18 protein-coding genes and 1 riboswitch are annotated in these 18903 nt (G+C 70.0%); of the genes, 9 read left to right on the top strand and 9 right to left on the bottom strand.

All coding sequences use genetic code 11. From position 1 onward, the window contains the following. Positions 1-14: 14 nt before the first annotated feature. Positions 15-1226 carry an N-acetylglucosamine-6-phosphate deacetylase gene (gene nagA / locus EHO50_RS21180; protein ID WP_128432073.1) on the bottom strand — a complete coding sequence of 404 codons (1212 nt, stop codon included), beginning with the start codon at positions 1224-1226 and terminating at the stop codon, positions 15-17. Beyond that, positions 1226-2179, bottom strand: a complete 954-nt coding sequence (locus tag EHO50_RS21175) for an ROK family protein (RefSeq protein ID WP_128432071.1) — start codon at positions 2177-2179, stop codon at positions 1226-1228. The genes nagA and EHO50_RS21175 overlap by 1 nt, the downstream gene beginning before the upstream one ends. Positions 2180-2299: 120 nt before the next feature. Between EHO50_RS21175 and EHO50_RS21170 the strand changes: the two genes are divergently transcribed. From EHO50_RS21170 to otsB, 3 genes are all read left to right on the top strand, one after another. Further along, positions 2300-3580, top strand: coding sequence for an extracellular solute-binding protein (locus EHO50_RS21170; protein WP_484422067.1), 1281 nt, complete (start codon positions 2300-2302; stop codon positions 3578-3580). Positions 3581-3623: 43 nt separating this feature from the next. Beyond that, the gene (locus tag EHO50_RS21165; RefSeq protein WP_128432067.1) at positions 3624-3872 is read left to right on the top strand and encodes a DUF3263 domain-containing protein; all 249 of its coding nucleotides are present in this window, start codon (positions 3624-3626) and stop codon (positions 3870-3872) included. A gap of 281 nt (positions 3873-4153) precedes the next feature. Beyond that, positions 4154-5023, top strand: a complete 870-nt coding sequence (gene otsB / locus EHO50_RS21160) for a trehalose-phosphatase (RefSeq protein WP_128432065.1) — start codon at positions 4154-4156, stop codon at positions 5021-5023. Here the strand turns inward: otsB and EHO50_RS21155 are convergent. Both EHO50_RS21155 and EHO50_RS21150 read right to left on the bottom strand, forming a co-directional pair. Then, the gene (locus EHO50_RS21155) at positions 5011-6540 is read right to left on the bottom strand and encodes an alpha,alpha-trehalose-phosphate synthase (UDP-forming) (RefSeq protein ID WP_128432063.1); all 1530 of its coding nucleotides are present in this window, start codon (positions 6538-6540) and stop codon (positions 5011-5013) included. The genes otsB and EHO50_RS21155 overlap by 13 nt on opposite strands. A gap of 97 nt (positions 6541-6637) precedes the next feature. Next, a complete protein-coding gene (locus EHO50_RS21150) occupies positions 6638-7582 on the bottom strand; it encodes a glucosyl-3-phosphoglycerate synthase (protein ID WP_128432060.1) in 945 nt (314 codons plus the stop codon). Positions 7583-7715: 133 nt separating this feature from the next. Beyond that, a riboswitch (SAM riboswitch) is annotated at positions 7716-7890 on the top strand. Between the two features lie 18 nt (positions 7891-7908). On the opposite strand from EHO50_RS21150, the gene thrC reads away from it, so the two are divergent. The 4 genes from thrC (at position 7909) to groL (ending at position 12248) form a co-directional block, all read left to right on the top strand. Next, positions 7909-9195 carry a threonine synthase gene (thrC, locus tag EHO50_RS21145; protein WP_128432058.1) on the top strand — a complete coding sequence of 429 codons (1287 nt, stop codon included), beginning with the start codon at positions 7909-7911 and terminating at the stop codon, positions 9193-9195. Positions 9196-9299: 104 nt separating this feature from the next. Continuing rightward, complete coding sequence (locus EHO50_RS21140; protein WP_128432056.1) at positions 9300-9575, top strand: ubiquitin-like small modifier protein 1; 276 nt, start codon at positions 9300-9302, stop codon at positions 9573-9575. A gap of 458 nt (positions 9576-10033) precedes the next feature. Next, a complete protein-coding gene (locus EHO50_RS21135; RefSeq protein ID WP_007493268.1) occupies positions 10034-10240 on the top strand; it encodes a cold-shock protein in 207 nt (68 codons plus the stop codon). Between the two features lie 385 nt (positions 10241-10625). Next, positions 10626-12248, top strand: a complete 1623-nt coding sequence (gene groL / locus EHO50_RS21130; RefSeq protein ID WP_128432054.1) for a chaperonin GroEL — start codon at positions 10626-10628, stop codon at positions 12246-12248. Between the two features lie 88 nt (positions 12249-12336). Here groL and EHO50_RS21125 read toward each other — a convergent pair whose 3' ends face one another. After that, positions 12337-13011: a class I SAM-dependent methyltransferase gene (locus tag EHO50_RS21125; protein WP_128432052.1), complete on the bottom strand. Its 675-nt coding sequence runs from the start codon at positions 13009-13011 to the stop codon at positions 12337-12339. 198 nt (positions 13012-13209) lie between these two features. Between EHO50_RS21125 and EHO50_RS21120 the strand changes: the two genes are divergently transcribed. Both EHO50_RS21120 and EHO50_RS21115 read left to right on the top strand, forming a co-directional pair. Further along, positions 13210-14337, top strand: a complete 1128-nt coding sequence (locus EHO50_RS21120; protein ID WP_128432050.1) for an NADH:flavin oxidoreductase — start codon at positions 13210-13212, stop codon at positions 14335-14337. Between the two features lie 159 nt (positions 14338-14496). Beyond that, the gene (locus tag EHO50_RS21115) at positions 14497-15981 is read left to right on the top strand and encodes an MFS transporter (RefSeq protein WP_128432048.1); all 1485 of its coding nucleotides are present in this window, start codon (positions 14497-14499) and stop codon (positions 15979-15981) included. A gap of 43 nt (positions 15982-16024) precedes the next feature. On the opposite strand, the gene EHO50_RS21110 is transcribed toward EHO50_RS21115, so the two are convergent. From EHO50_RS21110 to EHO50_RS21095, 4 genes are all read right to left on the bottom strand, one after another. Continuing rightward, on the bottom strand, positions 16025-16594 hold the full coding sequence (locus tag EHO50_RS21110) for a hypothetical protein (RefSeq protein WP_128432046.1): 570 nt from the start codon (positions 16592-16594) through the stop codon (positions 16025-16027). Between the two features lie 5 nt (positions 16595-16599). Then, positions 16600-17178 carry a Uma2 family endonuclease gene (locus EHO50_RS21105; RefSeq protein WP_128432044.1) on the bottom strand — a complete coding sequence of 193 codons (579 nt, stop codon included), beginning with the start codon at positions 17176-17178 and terminating at the stop codon, positions 16600-16602. A gap of 59 nt (positions 17179-17237) precedes the next feature. Further along, the gene (locus tag EHO50_RS21100; protein ID WP_246101294.1) at positions 17238-18113 is read right to left on the bottom strand and encodes a hypothetical protein; all 876 of its coding nucleotides are present in this window, start codon (positions 18111-18113) and stop codon (positions 17238-17240) included. Positions 18114-18344: 231 nt separating this feature from the next. Beyond that, on the bottom strand, positions 18345-18890 hold the full coding sequence (locus tag EHO50_RS21095) for a DinB family protein (RefSeq protein WP_128432042.1): 546 nt from the start codon (positions 18888-18890) through the stop codon (positions 18345-18347). Between the last annotated feature and the right edge of the window lie 13 nt (positions 18891-18903).

Genomic DNA, 18903 nt, shown 5'->3' with positions numbered 1-18903 from the left:
AACAGCGGGACACATCACCCCAGTTGGGGTTCAACCACCCATTCGCCCCGGCGCATCACGCCCTTGAGGTCGAAGTCGGAGTCCAGCAGGACCAGGTCGGCGTCCTTGCCGGGCTCCAGTGAGCCGATGCGGTCGTACCGGCCGAGCAGCCTGGCGGGGTTGGCGGACAGGGCCGCCACCGCGTCCTCGACGGGCAGTCGGTCGATCGTCACCGCCCGCTTGAAGGCGCGGTCGAGGGTCAGGGTGGACCCCGCGATCGAGCCGCCCTCGACGAGGCGGGCCACACCGTCGGCGACTTCCACTTCCAGCGGGCCGAGCATGTAGCGGCCGTCGCCGAAGCCGGCCGCGTCCATCGCGTCCGTGATGAACGCGACCCGGTCCGCGCCCGCGTGACGGAACGCCAGCCCCAGGGCGGCCGGGTGCAGGTGGGTGCCGTCGTTGATCAGCTCGACGGTCACCCGCTCGTCCTCCAGCAGGGCCGCGATCGGGCCCGGCTCACGGTGGCCGAGCGGCGGCATCGCGTTGAACAGGTGCGTGGCGACCGTCGCGCCCGCCTCGATCGCCTCCACCGTCTGCTCGTACGACGCGTCCGTGTGCCCGATCGCCGCGATGACGCCGTGCTCGGCGAGGAGGCGTACGGAGTCGAGGCCGCCGGGGAGTTCGGTGGCGAGGGTGACCATCGTGGCCCTGCCCCGCGCGGCGTCGATCAGCTTGCGGACCTCCGCCGGGTCCGGGTCGCGCAGCAGTTCCTCGGAGTGGGCGCCCTTGCGGCACGGGGAGATGAACGGGCCCTCGAAGTGGATGCCGGCGATGTCGCCCTGCTCGGCCAGTTCGGAGAGGAGGCCGGCCCGCTGGGTCAGGAAGTCCATGTCGCCGGTGACCGTGGAGGCGACGAGGGTGGTCGTGCCGTGCAGGCGGTGGGTGTGGATGCCCTTGACCACGTCGTCCGGCGTGCCTGAGGTGAACGAGGCTCCACCGCCGCCGTGGTTGTGGATGTCCACGAAGCCGGGTACCAGCCAGTGGCCGGTGAGGTCGATGCGGTGAGCGTTTTCTGAAGCTGTGTCGGCGATTCGGGTGCCGTCGACGATCACTTGGGCGTCTTTGAGGGTTCCCGTCGGCATGACCACGTTGGCGCCGGACAGGACGAGGGGCGCCTTGGCGGTTGCGGGGTGCGGGTTGTGTGTGGTTGCTCGCGCAGTTCCCCGCGCCCCCAGGTCGGCTGCCATCAGGGAGTTACCTCCGTACGGTTGATGTGGTCGAGGAGATCCCAGGCCAGTAGGCCGGCGCCGAGGCAACCGGACGTGTCTCCGAGGGCCGCCGGGACGATCTCCGGCAGCTTCTGGAACGTGACCCGCCGCCGGACGGCGTCCCGTAGCGGTGTGAACAAGGTTTCCCCCGCCTCGGCCAGGCCGCCACCGATGATCAGGGTGCGGGGGTCCAGCAGGGTGAGGGCGGTGACCAGGCCGTCGGCGAGGGCGTCCACGGCCTCCTGCCACACCCGTACGGCGTTCGGGTCGCCGGACGCGACGGCCTTGGCGCAGTCCGCCGCGTCCGCCTCGGGGTCCCCGCAGGCGGCGGCCCACGCCTCGCTCACCGCCGCCGCGGAGGCGAACCGCTCCAGACAGCCGCGCTGCCCGCACGGACAGGCGGGCCCGCCGGGCCGTACGACGATGTGGCCGATCTCGCCCGCGAAGCCGTGCGCACCCGCCTCGACCCGGCCGTCGATGCCGATGGCGCCGGCGATCCCGGTGCCGAGCGGTACGAAGAGGAAACGGTCGGCGCCCTTGCCCGCGCCGATCCGGCCCTCGGCGAGACCGCCGGTGCGCACGTCGTGGCCGAGGGCGACCGGGATGCCGCCGAGCCGTTCGGTGAGCAGCTGCCGCAGGGGTACGTCCCGCCAGCCCAGGTTGGCCGAGTAGGCGGCGATGCCGCGCTCCTCGTCGACGATGCCGGGGACGGCGACGCCGACGGCGGCCGCGGGCTCGCCGAAGTGCTGCTCGCCGTGCGCGCGCAGCTCGGCGGCGAAGTCGAGGATGCCCTCGACGACCGCGTCCGGCCCGCGCTCGCGCCCGGTCGGGCGGCGGGCCTGGTGGAGCAGGGGCGTCACAGCGCCGCTCGCTGCCGCCAGGGCGGCCTTCATCCCGGTGCCGCCCACGTCGAGGGCGATGACATGTCTCACGGGGAACAGTGTGTCTTGCGCACCCGCGAGAGGTCTAGTCCACTTACGTGGTGTAGACCTTATGGGGGCAATATGTATGACGTTTCGAAAGTTTCGAACATGGGTGTGGGGCGGGTTTGCGTGCAGCGGCGTAGGCGTACGGGACGTACGGGAGTGATCGCGGCGGTGTCCGCGCTGGGCCTGACGGCGGTTCTGGGCGGCTGCGGGCTGACCGGTGGTTCGGACGAGGTGACGCTGAGGCTGGTCGCCGCGGACTACGGGGACAGTGCGGCGAACGGTTCCCAGAAGTACTGGGACAAGCTCGTCAAGGCGTATGAGGCCGAGCACCCCGGCGTGACGATCGACGTCACGGTGTACTCCTGGAACGACGTCGACGCCAAGGTCAAGGAGATGGTCGACGCCGGGAAGGCGCCGGACATGGCGCAGATCGGCGCGTACGCCGACTACGCCGCGAAGGACCTCCTCTACGAGGCCGACGACCTGCTCTCCATCCCCACCCAGGCCGACTTCGTCCCGCAGCTCGCGGACGCCGGGCAGGTCAACGGGGTGCAGTACGGCATTCCGTTCGCCTCCTCCACGCGCCTGCTCTTCTACAACAAGACCCTCTTCCAGGAGGCCGGCCTCACCGCGCCGACGACCTGGAAGGAGCTGGCCGCCGACGCCGCGGCGCTCAAGGCGGACGGCGTGAAGTACCCGTACGCGCTGCCGCTCGGGCCCGAGGAGGCGCAGGCCGAGACCATGCAGTGGCTGCTCAGCGGCGGGGGCGGCTACACCGACTACGGCCTCGGCACGTACAGCATCGACTCCGCGGAGAACGTCGCCACTTTCGACTGGCTCAAGAACAACCTGGTCGGCAGGGGGCTCACCGGCCCGGTCGCGCCCGGCGAGCTCAACCGGGCCGACGCGTTCTCGGCGTTCGCGGCCGGTGACGTCGGCATGCTCAACGGTCACCCCTCGCTGATGCAGATGGCCGCGAAGAAGGGCGTGAAGTTCGGCATGGTGCCCATGCCCGGCGTGGACGGTCCCACCAAGATGTCCATGGGCGTGGCCGACTGGATGATGGCCTTCAAGCAGAACGGCCATGCCGAGCAGGTGGGCGAGTTCCTCGACTTCGTCTACGACAAGCAGAACGTCCTGGACTTCTCCCGCGAGTACGACCTGTTGCCCGTCACGAACTCCGCGTCCACGGTGATGACCGAGGCCGACGGGGACGCCGACCTCAAGCCCTTCCTCGAGGAACTCCCGCTGTCCGAGCTCTACCCGGTCGGCCGGACGTCCTGGGCCGCGGTCAGTGCGGACATCAAGAAGCGCATCGGCAAGACGGTCTCGTCCGGCGGCAGCCCGGCGGCGATCCTCGGGCAGCTGCAGTCGACTGCTACGCGGGCGGAGAGTGCCGAGTAGGCCGCTTGGCTGTGTGTCAGTGGCGGGCGTTACGGTGCGAGACATGAACCAGGACCAGCCCGAGCCCGCCGCTCTCGCGGAGCGCGAGCAGGCCATTCTTGCTCTTGAACGCCGGGGCTTTGCGGGGCCCGGCGCGAAGGAGCGGGCGATACGCGAGGAACTGGGCCTGGCCCCCGTCCGCTACTACCAACTCCTGAACGCCCTGCTGGACGACGCCCGGGCCCTGGCCCACGATCCGGTGACGGTGAACCGGTTGCGACGGGTGCGGGAGGCTCGGCGGGGGGAGCGGTGACGGGGGGTGCCGCAGAGGGTTTTCGCCCCCGCCGCCCCTACCCTTCCCGTCCCTGGGGGCTGCCGCCCCCAGACCCCCGCTTCGGCCCTGAACGGGCCTCGTCCTCAAACGCCGGACGGGCTGAAAAACTCAGCCCCTCCGGCGTTTGAGGAGCGGGGGTCCAGGGGGCGGAGCCCCTGGCGGGGTCGAAGGGGCGGAGCCCCTTCAAGGACGGGAAGGGTAGGGGCGGCGGGGGCGAGGAACTGGACCGGTGCGTGCCCCTCCCTGGATAAGGTCGTGCCATGGGCAGTCACAAGGATCTGACCGACTCCGGCTCGACCAACTCCACGGACCCCCTGCCGACCCCCACGACCCGACCCGGCCGCGACGGCCTCGCCGCCATCCTCGCCCGGCCCGCCCGGGCACTGATCGCTCTCGACTTCGACGGAACGCTCGCGCCGATCGTGCCGAACCCCGACCAGGCCCGGGCCCACCCCGACGCCCTGCCGGCGCTGGCCGCGCTAGCCCCGAACGTGGCCTCCGTGGCGGTGATCACCGGCCGCCCGGCCGACGTCGCCGTGCGGTACGGCGGATTCGCCGGGGCCCCTGGGCTGGAGCACCTCGTCGTGCTCGGGCACTACGGCGCCGAACGCTGGGACGCCGTCAGCGGCGAGGTCACCGCCCCCGACCCCCACCCCGGCGTCGCAGCCGTCCGAGCCGAACTGCCGGGCCTCCTCGACCGCACACAGGGCGCGTGGATCGAGGACAAGGGGCATGCCATCGCCGTGCACACACGCCGCGCGGCCGACCCCCAGGGCACCTTCGACGCCCTCCGCGAGCCCCTCACCGACCTCGCCACCCGCCACGGCCTCATCGTCGAACCGGGCCGCATGGTCCTCGAACTGCGCCCACCCGGCATGGACAAGGGCGTCGCGCTGAGCGAGTACGTCCGCGGACTCGGCGCCGAGTCCGTCCTCTACGCCGGCGACGACCTCGGCGACCTCCCCGCCTACGCCGCCGTCGACACCCTCCGCTCCGACGGCACCCCCGGCCTGCTCGTCTGCAGCGGCAGCGAGGAGGTCACCGAGCTGTCGAAGAAGGCGGACGTGGTGGTGGACGGCCCGGCGGGGGTCGTACGGCTGTTGCGGGCGATCGCCGATCAGACGGGCTGACCAGCCTCCTGGCCCTCCTGGCCCTCCTCGTTCTCCCCGTCCAGCGCATGCAGCTGGTCCAGGAACCACTGGGCCGGTGGGAGCGCGGTCGCGGCCGCAGCCAGCCTCTTCGACCGTTCCGCCCGCTCCTCCGGCCCCATGGACAAGGCCTCGTGCAGCGCCCGCGCCGTCTCCATCACGTCGTACGGGTTCACGGCGATCGCGTCCTCGCCCAGCTCCTCGAACGCCCCCGCCTCCCGCGACAGCACCAGCGCGCACCCCTCGTCGGAGACGACCGGCACCTCCTTGGCCACGAGGTTCATGCCGTCCCGGATGGGGTTGACGAGGGCCACGTCCGCCAGGCGGTAGGCCGCCAGTGAGCGGGCGAAGTCGTCCTTGACGTGGAGGACCACCGGGGTCCAACCGGGCGTTCCGTACTGGGAGTTGATCTCCTGCGCCAGGCGCTGGACCTCCGCCGTGTACTCCCGGTAGACCGCCAGGTCCTGCCGCGAGGGATACGCGAACGCCACATGCACCACCCGCTCACGCCACTCGGGGTGGTCGTCGAGCAGCTGCCGGTACGCCAGCAGGCCCCGCACGATGTTCTTGGACAGCTCGGTCCGGTCGACCCGCACGATCGTCCTGCGGGCCCTCCCGTCCGGCCCCGCACCGATCTCGCCCCGCAGCGCCGCCATCCGTTCCTCGACGTCGGCCTGGTGCGAGCGCGCCCGCAGGAACTCGGCGTCGGCGCCAAGGCCGTGGACGCCGATCCAGGTGGTGCTCAGGGGCGGCCCGCCCGTGGGCGTGTGCCTGATGTGCTTCGGCTCGCTCGGGACCGGCGAGTACACGGAGATCCGCTCGGCGTCGATCTCGTTCGCGCAGGCCATGAACTCGAACGCCCAACGCCAGGTCAGGAAGCCGAGCCGGTCCGCGCCCAACATGCCCCACACCAACTGCGCGCGGATGTCGTCCGGCAGCATCCGGAAGTACGGGCTCGGCGCCCACGGCGTGTGCGAGAAGTGGCCGATACGGAGATCTGGGCGCAGCTCGCGCAGCATCCCCGGCACCAGGCACAGGTGGTAGTCCTGGACGAGGACCGCGGCGCCCGGCGCGGCCTGCCCCGCCAGCGCCTCGGCGAAGGCCCGGTTGTACGTCTCGTACGCCCCCCACTGCCGCCGGAACTCGGCGTCGAAGACCGGCTCCAGCGGCGTCTGGTAGAGCATGTGGTGGACGAACCAGAGGACCGAGTTCGCGATGCCGTTGTACGCGTCCGCGTGCACATCGGCCGGGATGGGCAGCATGCGCACGCCCTCCTCGCCGACCCCGCGCCGCACCGCCTCGCGGTCACCGTCGGACAGCGCCGAGCACACCCACAGGGCACCGGCGTCCGGCCCGATCGCCGACAGCCCGGAGACGACTCCGCCGCCGCCCCTCCTGGAGTGCAGCGAGCCGTCTTCGCGCACCTCGTACGAGACCGGGCCGCGGTTCGACGCGACCAGCACCTTGGCAGCACCCTGCGCATCCTGCGTGGAAGCCATACGCCTCAACCTAGCCCGGCCCGGAACCGCTCAAACGTGCGGTTCACCTCACTGGCAGGGGCCGTATACGACGTTTCGTACGAGCCTCGGGCCGCCTTCAAGCCACCTTGCGGGAGGCGTACTCCGCGATCTCCGCCATCGGCGGCCGCTCCTCCGTGTCCACGGAGAACGTGCGCGGCTCGAAACCGTCCTCACCCCGCTCGAACTGGGTGAGCGAGGGGCGGATGAGGTGCCCGCGGGCCAGCCGCAGCTGGGCCGTGCGGTAGATCGCGGCGGACATCCGGCCGAGGGCCTGACCGTCCTGGTGGCGGTGCTTGCGGACGCCCACGTCCACCTGGGCCAAGGCGTCGAGCCCCACCAGGTGCAGCGCGTCGACCAGCATGCCGAGCTCGACGCCGTATCCGACCGGGAACGGGAGCTGTTCCAGCAGCGAGCGGCGGGCCGCGTACTCGCCGCCCAGCGGCTGCACGAAACCGGCCAGCTGCGGCCAGTGCATGTTCAGCAGCGGGCGTGCCATCAGCTCGGTCACCCGGCCGCCCTGCCCGGCCGCCCCGGCGAGGGGACGGTCGTACATGGCCTTGACCAGATCGACCCCGGGGTCGGTGAGCAGCGGGCCCACGATGCCGGAGACGAAGTCGGAGGAGAACTCCTTCAGGTCGGCGTCGATGAAGCAGACGATGTCGCCGCTCGTGACGAGCAGTGAGCGCCACAGCACCTCGCCCTTGCCGGGCACGGTCGGGATGCGGGGCAGGATGTCGTCGCGGTGGACGACCCGGGCGCCCGCGGCGGCGGCCACCTCGGAGGTGCGGTCGGTGGATCCCGAGTCGACGACGACGATCTCGTCCACCAGGGGAACCTGCTGCATGAGGTCGTGACGGATGATCGCGACGATGTCGCCGACCGTCTCCTCCTCGTTGAGTGCCGGCAGCACGACGGAGACCGACTGGCCCGTGCGCTGCTTGGCGGCCAGGATCTGGTGGAGCGGGCGATCGGTCACGGACCAGGAGCGGGTGCTCAGCCAGCGCTCGACTTCTTCCAGCACGGTTGGCGGCTCCTCACGGTTTGTCTCGCGGTTCGGACGGACTCTCTCAACTGTCCTGGCCGTCGGTTACAGTCTTGAACAACGCGGATGACCATCGCATGTCCGGGGTCAACCGCCGTTAACAACCGAATACAGCTCATCCAGAGGGGCAGAGGGAAACGGCCCGATGAAGCCCCGGCAACCCTCCAGTCGGTTCTCGTAGCGATCACTGTCGATCTGTCGATCTGACGATCGTCACCGCGAGGCTCCCGGCTAGGGAAGGTGCCAAATCCGTCTCACGGCGAGATGCGTCGTGAGGAAGATGAGGAGAAAGGGCCTCGCCTCACATGGCTGTGCAGACTGTTGCAAGCACCACCGAATCCACCGTAGACCTCGGTCCCGCCGCGGCGCTGTCCTGCCGCGAGTGCGGTCACCGGGTACCCCTCGGACCGGTCTTCGCGTGCGAGGAGTGTTTCGGCCCGCTGGAGATCGCGTACGACTTCTCGGCCTACGACACCGAGGAGCTCCGCAAGCAGATCGAGGCGGGCCCCGCGAACATCTGGCGCTACGCGCCGCTCCTGCCCGTCCCGGCCGACGTGGCCACCAAGCCGAACATCAACCCCGGCTGGACCAAGCTCGTCAAGGCCGACAACCTCGCGCGTGAGCTGGGCGTCGACGCCGGCAAGCTCTTCATCAAGGACGACTCCGGCAACCCGACGCACTCCTTCAAGGACCGTGTCGTCGCCCAGGCCCTGGAGGCCGCCCGCGCCTTCGGTTTCACCACCCTCTCCTGCTCCTCGACCGGCAACCTGGCCGGTGCGGTGGGTGCCGCGGCGGCCCGCGCCGGCTTCCGGTCCTGCGTGTTCATCCCGCACGACCTGGAGCAGGGCAAGGTCGTCATGGCCGCGGTCTACGGCGGTGAGCTCGTCGGCATCGAGGGCAACTACGACGACGTGAACCGTTTCTGCTCCGAGCTGATCGGCGACCCGGCCGGCGAGGGCTGGGGCTTCGTCAACGTCAACCTGCGGCCGTACTACGCCGAGGGCTCCAAGACCCTGGCGTACGAGATCTGCGAGCAGCTCGGCTGGCAGCTGCCCGACCAGCTCGTCGTCCCGATCGCCTCCGGCTCGCAGCTCACGAAGATCGACAAGGGTCTGCAGGAGCTGATCAAGCTCGGGCTCGTCGAGGACAAGCCGTACAAGATCTTCGGTGCGCAGGCCGAGGGCTGCTCGCCGGTGTCGACCGCGTACAAGGCGGGGCACGACGTGGTCCGCCCGCAGAAGCCGAACACCATCGCCAAGTCGCTGGCGATCGGCAACCCGGCGGACGGCCCCTACGTCCTGGACATCGCTCGCCGTACCGGCGGTGCGGTGGAGGACGTGACGGATGAGCAGGTCGTCGACGCGATCAAGGTCCTTGCCAGGACCGAGGGCATCTTCGCGGAGACCGCGGGTGGGGTGACCGTGGGTGTGACGCGCAAGCTGATCGAGAGCGGTGTGCTCGACCCGACGAAGACGACGGTTGTTCTCAACACCGGTGATGGTCTCAAGACGCTGGATGCGGTGGCCGGGACGGGGCTTACTGCGACCATTCGTCCCAGCCTGGACTCGTTCCGCGAGGCTGGGCTCGTCTAAGACCGTTGCTCGCTGCGGGCCGGTGGGGGCTGGTCGCGCAGTTCCCCGCGCCCCTAGGGACGCTGCCCCACCGAACCTGCATACCCGACCGGAGGTCACACCGCATGAGCGTCAACGTCCGCATCCCCACCATCCTGCGCACCTACACCGGTGGGCAGGCCGAGGTCGCCGCCGAAGGTGCCACCCTCGGCGAGGTCATCGCCGATCTGGAGAAGAACCACACCGGGATCGCCGCCCGGGTTCTCGACGACCAGGGCAAGCTGCGTCGGTTCGTCAATGTGTACGTCAATGACGACGACGTCCGTTTCGAGCAGGGACTGGAGACGGCGACGCCGGACGGTGCGGGTGTCTCCATCATTCCTGCCGTGGCCGGTGGCTGACCTTCTGACAGGCTGACCGAATGACCGATCATTACCGTTGGTAACACCGGTCACCAAGAGTTCATCGAATTGCCCCCTCCGTGAGAGAAGCGGAGGGGGCAATTCTGTGTGGTTGAGCGAGGTACAGTTGGGGAACATGCCGCCGATTCACGGGTCGGTGGCCCTTGATTTCTGCCGCGCGCCCGACAAGAAGTAGCCAAAGTGTGCGGGTTTTTTGCGGCTTTTGTTCCTTTTATCGGGTCCGACTTGACCTGAAGTCAGGGGAATTGTCCCCACATTCCCGACCGGTCGTGCCTGGATTTCTCGTCCGATTGACCTGTTGCAGACGGCAGTTGGGCAGATACATTCAGCCGCGGTCGACGCGTTCCGGCGCACGCCCCCGACCGATGGGGGGTGAGGTCTGACCCGGATCCGCGAAGTGTGGATCTGTGCAAGGGCCAGTAATAGGGGAGTTAGGCATGGCTCAGGGCACCGTCAAGTGGTTCAACGCGGAGAAGGGGTACGGCTTCATCGCGGTCGACGGTGGTGCGGATGTTTTCGTCCACTACAGCGCGATCCAGATGGACGGGTACCGCACCCTGGAAGAGGGCCAGCGAGTCGATTTCGAGATCTCGCAGGGTCAGAAGGGGCCGCAGGCGGACATGGTCCGGCTCGCGACCGGCTGAAGCACGCGTCGACTTAAAGCAGCGACGTTCTTCTTCGAAGGGCCCGCACCTCCCGGGGTGCGGGCCCTTCGCCGTGCCCGGGTGTGGGCCCCTCGCCGTGGCCAGGCCTGTGCGTGGCCTGCCCGGAGCTTGCCGGGAGGCTGCCCGGGTCCTGTTCGCGCCCCGCCGAGCGCCCCGCCCGATCCCCGAGAGCCGCTTGCACTCGCATGGGCCGAGTGCTAATCATTGGCGTTAGCACTCTGAAGGTGAGAGTGACAAAGAAGGACCGGGTCGGTGAGGCCCGCAGGCCAGGTGGGGCAAGGAACCACGAGGTGTGCGAGCCGTCCGTCGCGGGCGCGGGCGCGGTCCGAAGGAATCACCCCCAGTCCTGGAGGGACCACTTCACATGGCCAAGATCATCGCGTTCGACGAGGAGGCGCGGCGCGGCCTCGAGCGCGGCATGAACCAGCTCGCGGACGCCGTGAAGGTGACGCTCGGCCCCAAGGGCCGCAACGTCGTCCTCGAGAAGAAGTGGGGCGCCCCCACGATCACCAACGATGGTGTCTCCATCGCCAAGGAGATCGAGCTCGAGGACCCGTACGAGAAGATCGGCGCCGAGCTGGTCAAGGAAGTCGCCAAGAAGACGGACGACGTCGCCGGTGACGGTACGACCACCGCGACCGTTCTCGCCCAGGCCCTGGTCAAGGAGGGCCTGCGCAACGTAGCCGCCGGCGCCAACCCGATGGCCCTCAAGCGCGGTATCGAGAAGGCCGTCGAGGCCGTCTCCGCCGCCCTGCTCGAGCAGGCCAAGGATGTCGAGACCAAGGAGCAGATCGCTTCCACGGCCTCCATCTCCGCCGCCGACACCCAGATCGGCGAGCTCATCGCCGAGGCGATGGACAAGGTCGGCAAGGAAGGCGTCATCACCGTCGAGGAGTCCCAGACCTTCGGTCTGGAGCTGGAGCTCACCGAGGGTATGCGCTTCGACAAGGGCTACATCTCGGCGTACTTCGCCACCGACATGGAGCGGATGGAGGCGTCGCTCGACGACCCGTACATCCTGATCGCCAACTCCAAGATCGGCTCCGTCAAGGACCTGCTCCCGCTCCTGGAGAAGGTCATGCAGTCGGGCAAGCCGCTGCTGATCATCGCCGAGGACGTCGAGGGCGAGGCCCTGTCGACCCTGGTCGTCAACAAGATCCGCGGCACCTTCAAGTCCGTCGCCGTCAAGGCCCCGGGCTTCGGTGACCGCCGCAAGGCCATGCTCAACGACATCGCCATCCTCACCGGCGGCGAGGTCATCTCCGAGGAGGTCGGTCTCAAGCTCGAGAACACCTCCCTGGACCTCCTGGGCAAGGCCCGCAAGGTCGTCATCACCAAGGACGAGACCACCATCGTCGACGGTGCCGGCTCCTCCGAGCAGGTCGCGGGCCGGGTGAACCAGATCCGCGCCGAGATCGAGAACAGCGACTCGGACTACGACCGCGAGAAGCTCCAGGAGCGCCTGGCGAAGCTCGCGGGTGGCGTGGCCGTCATCAAGGCCGGTGCCGCCACCGAGGTCGAGCTCAAGGAGCGCAAGCACCGCATCGAGGACGCCGTGCGCAACGCCAAGGCGGCCGTCGAGGAGGGCATCGTCGCCGGTGGTGGCGTGGCCCTCATCCAGGCCACCGCTGTCTTCGAGAAGCTGGAGCTCGAGGGTGACGAGGCGACCGGCGCCCAGGCCGTGAAGCTCGCCCTTGAGGCCCCGCTGAAGCAGATCGCCGTCAACGCCGGCCTCGAGGGCGGCGTCGTGGTGGAGAAGGTCCGCAACCTCACCCCGGGGCACGGCCTGAACGCCGCGACCGGCGAGTACGTCGACCTGGTCGCCGAGGGCATCATCGACCCGGCGAAGGTGACGCGCTCGGCGCTGCAGAACGCCGCGTCGATCGCCGCGCTGTTCCTCACCACCGAGGCCGTCATCGCCGACAAGCCGGAGAAGAACGCCGCGCCCGCCGGTGGCGGCATGCCGGGCGGTGACATGGACTTCTGAGCCTCTTCGTAAGAAGGCTCGGACCCGGTCCGCAAGTACCGAGGGCGGCACTCCCTGTTCCGACAGGGGGTGCCGCCCTCGGGCGTTTTCAATGGCGGTGGCCGTAGTGGGAGCCGACCGCAGGCTGGCCCGTGTAGTTCGGGCCCGCGCCAGGGTCGGCGCCCAGGTAGCGGAACGGGAGCGTGACCTCGTGCCCGCCTTCCAGGGTGAGCCGGTGGTGGCGGGCGCTGTAGCGAAAGCCGGCCGACCGCAGGGCCGAGACCACTGCCCGGCCCGCCGCCGAACCGTCGGCCCAGCGGACCGACTCCGGGTCGAAGTGCGCGGCGAGCAGTCCGTCGGGGGCGAGCCAGGAGGCGGCGCGGGCGAGGAGACCGAGCTGGTCGCCGACGTAGTGCAGGCCGTGTACGCAGGTGATCAGGTCGTACGTCCGGGCCGGCGCCCAGGACGACACCGAGGCCACGATCTCCGTCAGCGTCGGCGGGGCCGGCCTGCGGACCAGTGGGCCGACCAGGTCGAGGCCGGTGAGGACCGCGTCGTCGGGCAGCGCCGAGGCGGCCTCGCGCAGGGCGCGGCCCTCGCCACTGCACAGGTCCAGCCAGGAGGGGGCGTCGGGTCGGGCGGCCAGCCAGGACAGGGGGTCGAAGCCCAGTTCACGGGCGTAGCTGTTCACTCCGGCGAGTCCGCGTTCCCGGTTCATCGTGTTGTTGGCGACGACGGAGGAACGCTCCAGCTCGGTCGTGGAGAGCAGTGGGGGCTTCGGCATACGGACATTCTCGGTGGCGGGCAGGGCAGGGCAGGGCAGGGCGGGGCGGGGCGCGGCATGGCGGGGGTGGCCGGGATCACGGACGGATACGGCAGCCACGGAATGCGCGGACCCGCATAATCGGTTGCTTAAGTGGGTGCAACAATGCACACGCACATACCACCCGGTCAACCGAACCCTTATCCCAGGAGCCCCCGCGTGACCGTCACCTCCACCCCCGCCTCCCGTGCGGCTCAGATCCTGTCTCGGCCGACCACGATCAACGGCCTGACCGTCCCCAACCGCATCGCGATGGCGCCGATGACGCGCATGTTCTCCCCGGGCGGCATCCCCGGTGAGGACGTGGTGTCGTACTACGCGCGCCGCGCCGCCGCCGGCGTCGGCCTGATCGTCACCGAGGGCACGTACGTCGGGCACGACTCGGCCGGAGACAGTGATCGCGTCCCGCGCTTCCACGGCGAGGAGCAGCTGGCGGGCTGGGCCAAGGTCGCCGAGGCGGTGCACGCGGGCGGCGGCACGATCGTGCCGCAGCTCTGGCACATCGGCATGGTCCGCCGGCCGGGCAAGCTGCCCTACGCCGACGCCCCGGCGGTCGGCCCCTCCGGTCTGCGCATCGGCGCCGAGGAGGCCACCGGCAAGGCGATGACGCAGAGCGACCTCGACGACGTCATCGGCGCGTTCGCCGAGGCCGCCGCGGACGCCGAGCGCATCGGCTTCGACGGCGTGGAGATCCACGGCGCCCACGGCTACCTCGTCGACCAGTTCCTGTGGGAGGGCACCAACCGCCGCACCGACGCCTATGGCGGCGACCCGGTGGCCCGTACGAAGTTCGCCGCGGAGATCGTGGCCGCCGTACGCGAGAAGGTCTCCGCGTCCTTCCCGATCATCTTCCGCTACTCGCAGTGGAAGCAGGAGGCCTACGACGCCCGCCTCGCCGAGACCCCGGAGGAGCTGGACGCCATCCTGGCCCCGCTCGCCGCGGCCGGCGTCGACGCCTTCCACGCCTCCACCCGCCGCTACTGGATCCCGGAGTTCGAAGGCTCCGACCTCAACCTGGCCGGCTGGACGAAGAAGCTCACCGGCAAGTCCGTCATCACCGTCGGCTCGGTCGGCCTCGACGGCGACTTCATCAAGGCCTTCGTCGGCGAGGGCTCCCCGGTCAAGGGCATCGACGACCTCCTGGACCGCCTGGAGCGCGACGAGTTCGACATGGTGGCCGTCGGCCGCGCCCTGCTCCAGGACCCTGAGTGGGCGGCGAAGATCCTCGGCGACCGCCTCGACGAGCTGAAGCCGTACGACGCCGCGGCGCTGCAGACGCTGAGCTGACCCCGGCTCGTCGCGCAGCACAGTCGCTCAGGGCAGCCCCGTGCCTCTTGAAGGCGCGGGGCTGATCTGTGCCGCTTGAGTAAGTCAATCAACTGACTTAAGGTTGCCTCGGTCAATTACGCACCCCTTTTGTGCCTGTACGCCGACGGAGGCTCCGCCATGTCCCACGCCCCTGCCCCTCCCGCCGAGGCCGGGGGTGGCGCCCCGCCGAGGTCGAACGCCGTGGTGGCGGTGCTGGCCTTCGCCGGGATCGTCGTCTCGCTGATGCAGACCCTGGTCATCCCGATCGTCCCGGAGCTGCCCCGGCTGCTCGACGCCCCCGCGTCGGACACCGCCTGGGCGGTCACGGCGACGCTGCTGGCCGCCGCCGTCGCCACGCCGGTGATGGGGCGGCTCGGCGACATGTACGGCAAGCGGCGGATGCTGCTGGTCAGCGTCGTACTGCTGGTGAGCGGCTCCGTGGTCTGTGCCCTGAGCGAGTCGCTGGTCCCGATGATCGTCGGACGGGTGCTCCAGGGTCTGGCGTCCGGTGTGATCCCGCTCGGCATCAGCATCATGCGTGACGAACTCCCCGCGGAGCGCCTCGGCTCCGCCACCGCCCTGATGAGCGCCTCCCTCGGCATCGGCGGCGCGCTCGGCCTGCCCGCCGCCGCGCTCATCGCGGACAACTTCGACTGGCACGTGCTGTTCTGGACGTCGGCCGGTATGGGTGTCGTGGCGCTGCTGTGCGTGGTGCTGGTCGTGCCCGAGTCGAGGGTGCGCACGGGCGGGCGCTTCGACCTGGTGGGCGGTATCGGGATGGCGGTCGGTCTGGTCTGTCTGCTCCTGGCCGTCTCCAAGGGCGCAGACTGGGGCTGGGGCAGTGGGACGACGCTGGGGCTGTTCGCCGCGGCCGTAGTCGTCCTGCTGGCGTGGGGCTGGTGGGAGCTGCGGGTTGAGCAGCCGCTGGTCGACCTGCGGACGACGGCCCGCCGTCAGGTGCTGGTCACCAACCTGGCCTCGATCGCGGTGGGCTTCGCGATGTTCGCGATGAGCCTGGTCATCCCGCAGATCCTCCAGCTCCCCGCGCAGACGGGCTACGGCCTCGGCAAGTCCATGCTCGTCGCCGGTCTGTGCATGGCGCCGTCCGGCCTGGTGATGATGGCGACGGCCCCGGTGTCGGCCGCCATCTCGCGGGCCAAGGGGCCGAAGGTCACGCTGATGATCGGTGTCCTGATCGTGGCCGCCGGCTACGGCCTCAACATCGTGCTGATGTCCGAGGTCTGGCACTTCGTCCTGGTGGCCTGCATCATCGGCGCCGGCGTCGGCTTCGGCTACGGCTCGATGCCCGCGCTGATCATGAGCGCCGTGCCCGCGTCGGAGACGGCCGCCGCGAACAGCCTCAACACGTTGATGCGTTCTCTCGGTACGTCCACGGCGAGCGCGGTCGCCGGCGTGCTCCTGGCCCAGATGACGACGAACCTCGGCGGTTACGCCCTCCCGTCCGAGAACGCCTTCAAGGTGGTCCTGGCGGTGGGCGCCGGGGCGGCGCTGCTGGCGTTCGTGGTGGCGTCGTTCATCCCGCGGCAGCAGGGGGCTGCCGCCGGTGGGGGGCCGGTGTCGGAGGGGGCGGTGGAGCAGGTGGGGGCGACGGCGAAGTCGTAACGGCGAACGGCGGACGGCGAACGCCGAATGGCGGGACCGGGGCCTACAGATTCCCCATCGGCTCGATGTCGACCTTCACCGGCGTACCCCAGACGCGCAGCACCTCGTAGTCGGTGAACTCGTGCACGAGCCGGTAGGCCATGGCGGGGCGTGGGCCGCGACGCGCGGCGGCGAGATAGAGCTCGGCCTCGCGGCGATCGCGGCGCGGGGTGCCGCACAGCTGCCACTCCTGCCCGTTCCACAGCTCCGGCAGCCAGCGCTGCTGGGGCTGGGGGCGGTCGCCTCGGACGCCGTAACGGGAGGGGGCGGTCTCGGTGGTGGGCGGGGGGACGGGACCGCCGTTGTACTCGGCTCGGCGGGCGGCCCGGCGGCGGGTTTCGCAGAGCAGGCACAGGTCGTGGGCGTTCTCGTCGACCGGGCCGTTCGGGTGCTCGGGGCAGCGGGTGGTGGGAGCGGCGCCGGTGACGCTCTCGTCGAGGAGGTCCAGGGCGCGGCGGAGGTCGGCCTTGACCTCGTGCAGCCTGGCGTCCGGGGTGTCGGCGGTGAGGGCCTCGCCGTGCTCGCCGAGGAGGCGGAGGGCGCGGCCCAGGGCGGTGAGCTGGGCGTGGTTCATAGGTATCAGTCTGCGTAGTCCTTGAGCTTCTCGGTGCTCAGGGTGATGTTCACGGGGGAGGGGATCTCCGCGGTGGCTCCCCAAGGGTAGGACGGGGACTGCTGGTAGCGGCCGTCCTTGGGCTCGCTGTAGACCGTGATCGTGTTGTTGTCGCGGTCGATGAGGAGGTAGGCGGGGATGTCGGCTTCGGCGTAGCCGATGGGCTTGTCGATGCCGTCACGCTTGTTGGTATCGGGGTCGTGGGAGGTGATCTCCAGGGCCATGAGTGCGCCGTCCGGGTCGGACCAGTTGCCGTGCCCCCTGAAGTGGTCCACAGGCGCGAGGAAGCCGTCAGTGATGGCACGGCCCTTGCGGTGTACCTCGGCTTTGACGCCTCGCTCGGGCATGAGATCCAGGTCAGGGCGTTGCAGCAGGCATTGCCGTAGCAGCCACATGAAGATTGAACCGTGGTTGCCATCCGGCATTGCCTTGACCTCGAGTTTTCCGTTGATGTACTCAAGCCGGACGGTCTCCGGCGCCCGGCGCTCCAGTTCCTCGAAGTCCTCGATGGGCATCTGCGGACGTTCGGCGGTGCTGGGGGTCATGGCTTCGCCTCCTCCCCTCCATCGTGCCCCGGGGTGGTGCCGTCGGACCGTGGGCGCTGTCATGCGAGTGTCCTTTCGTGTCGTCGTACGGACATTGCGGCACGAATCTCTGCTGCTCGGGCGTGGATTACGGAGGCGTGCAGGGGTGTGTGAGTGCGGTCGGGGGCGCGTTCGCATCGGCACGCGCTGCAGATGCCGCCGGGCAGAGCCTCCGGGCGGCCGGGGACCCCGCACTCCGCGCACTCCAGGATCCGGCGGGGAGAGTGTGGGGCCGGTGCGGGTTCGGGTGGGAGCTTGTCGGTCAGGCGGCGGCGGAGGAGTGCCGCCGGGTGGTGGACCGGCGTGGGGAGGCCGGTCGTCAGGGCGCGGACTACGTCCGTGTCGGTGGCGCCTCGGGCGTGCCAGGCGGTGACCAGCGGGGCGAGGGCCGCGCAGTCGGCCTCGGAGAGGGAGAGGGCGGGGGTCTCGCGGCCCAGGGCGGCGAGCAGGATGTGCGCGCGGGAGCGGGTCGGGCGGGGGTGGTCCGGGGGCTCCTGCGGTACGTCGCCCCGGGTGAACGTCGCCCACCAGTTGTCGTCGCGTGCGGTGCGGGTGAACCACGATCGGGTGATCCATCGCGAGCTGCCCTCGCCGGTGATCCGTTCGCGGCCCCGGCGCAAGTGGCCTGCCCGCTGGAGGTTGTTGAGCGCCGTGCGGAGGGCGCACTGTCCGTACGGGAGCTGCTTGGCCAGCGTTTTTACGGAGATGTCGGCGCCGTCGGGGAGGCGGTCGATGTAGGCGGCGATGGCGGCTTCGCGGGGTGGGAGGGCGGCGAAGTCGTGGGCGGCGCGGGGGCGTTGGTCCGGGGCGCTGCGTTTGCCGTAGCCCGGATTGGCCATGGGGTGTGGGGACGCGTGCGCGGGCAGGGAGGCAGCACTAAGCTTGGCATCAGCCATGGGATCGAACTTGTCCTTCGATCTCGTAGGTCAAGCCCCCGCAGGTGTTGGTAGCACCTGGCGGGGGCTGTTCGTTATGCGGGCACGCTAGACGATCGTTACGGTGCGTGGCAAGCCGAACGCGTCAAGTCAACTCGCCGGGTGGGTGGGTGGGTTGAGGCCCTCCAACCATTCCTTACAAAGAGAGCTCGGGGCTGGACGCTTGAGCTTCGGGCCGGGCGAATCGGTGCGTCAGCCCATGCTCTTCGAGCCGTCCAGGCCCTCGCGGATGATGTCGGCGTGACCGGCGTGCTGGGCCGTCTCGGCGATGATGTGCAGCAGCACCCTGCGGGCCGACCATCGAGCCTCGGGCTCGAACCACGGGGCCTTGGGCAGCGGGTGGGCGGCGTTCAGGTCGGGCAGGGTGGCGACCAACTCGTCGGTCCGGCGCGCCACTTCCTCGTAGTCGGCCAGCACGCCGGCGAGCGTCTCACCCGGGAGCATCCGGAACTCGTCGGCCCGCTTCGCGAAGTCGGCCTCGGTCATGGCCGTGAAGTCGGGCATCGCCGACGGGCCGTGCTGGATGAAGGCCGCCCAGGTCCCTTCCACCGACGTGACGTGTTTGATCAGGCCGCCGAGACACAGTTCGCTGACGGTGGTCCGCTCGCCGGCCTGCTCGTCGGTGAGGTCGCGGGTGGTGAAGCGAAGGAAGTACCGCTGCTTGGCCAGCGCTTCCAGCAGGTCGGCGCGCTCGTCGGTGGCGGTGACGGTGACGGGGCTGTGCGTGGTCTCAGTCATGACAGCCACGTTA

The sequence above is a fragment of the Streptomyces cyaneus genome (genome assembly GCF_004028635.1).
GTDB classification, from domain to species: domain Bacteria; phylum Actinomycetota; class Actinomycetes; order Streptomycetales; family Streptomycetaceae; genus Streptomyces; species Streptomyces cyaneus.
The sequence above is the reverse complement of the archived record's forward strand: the minus strand, read 5'-3'. Positions and strand labels throughout refer to the sequence as shown.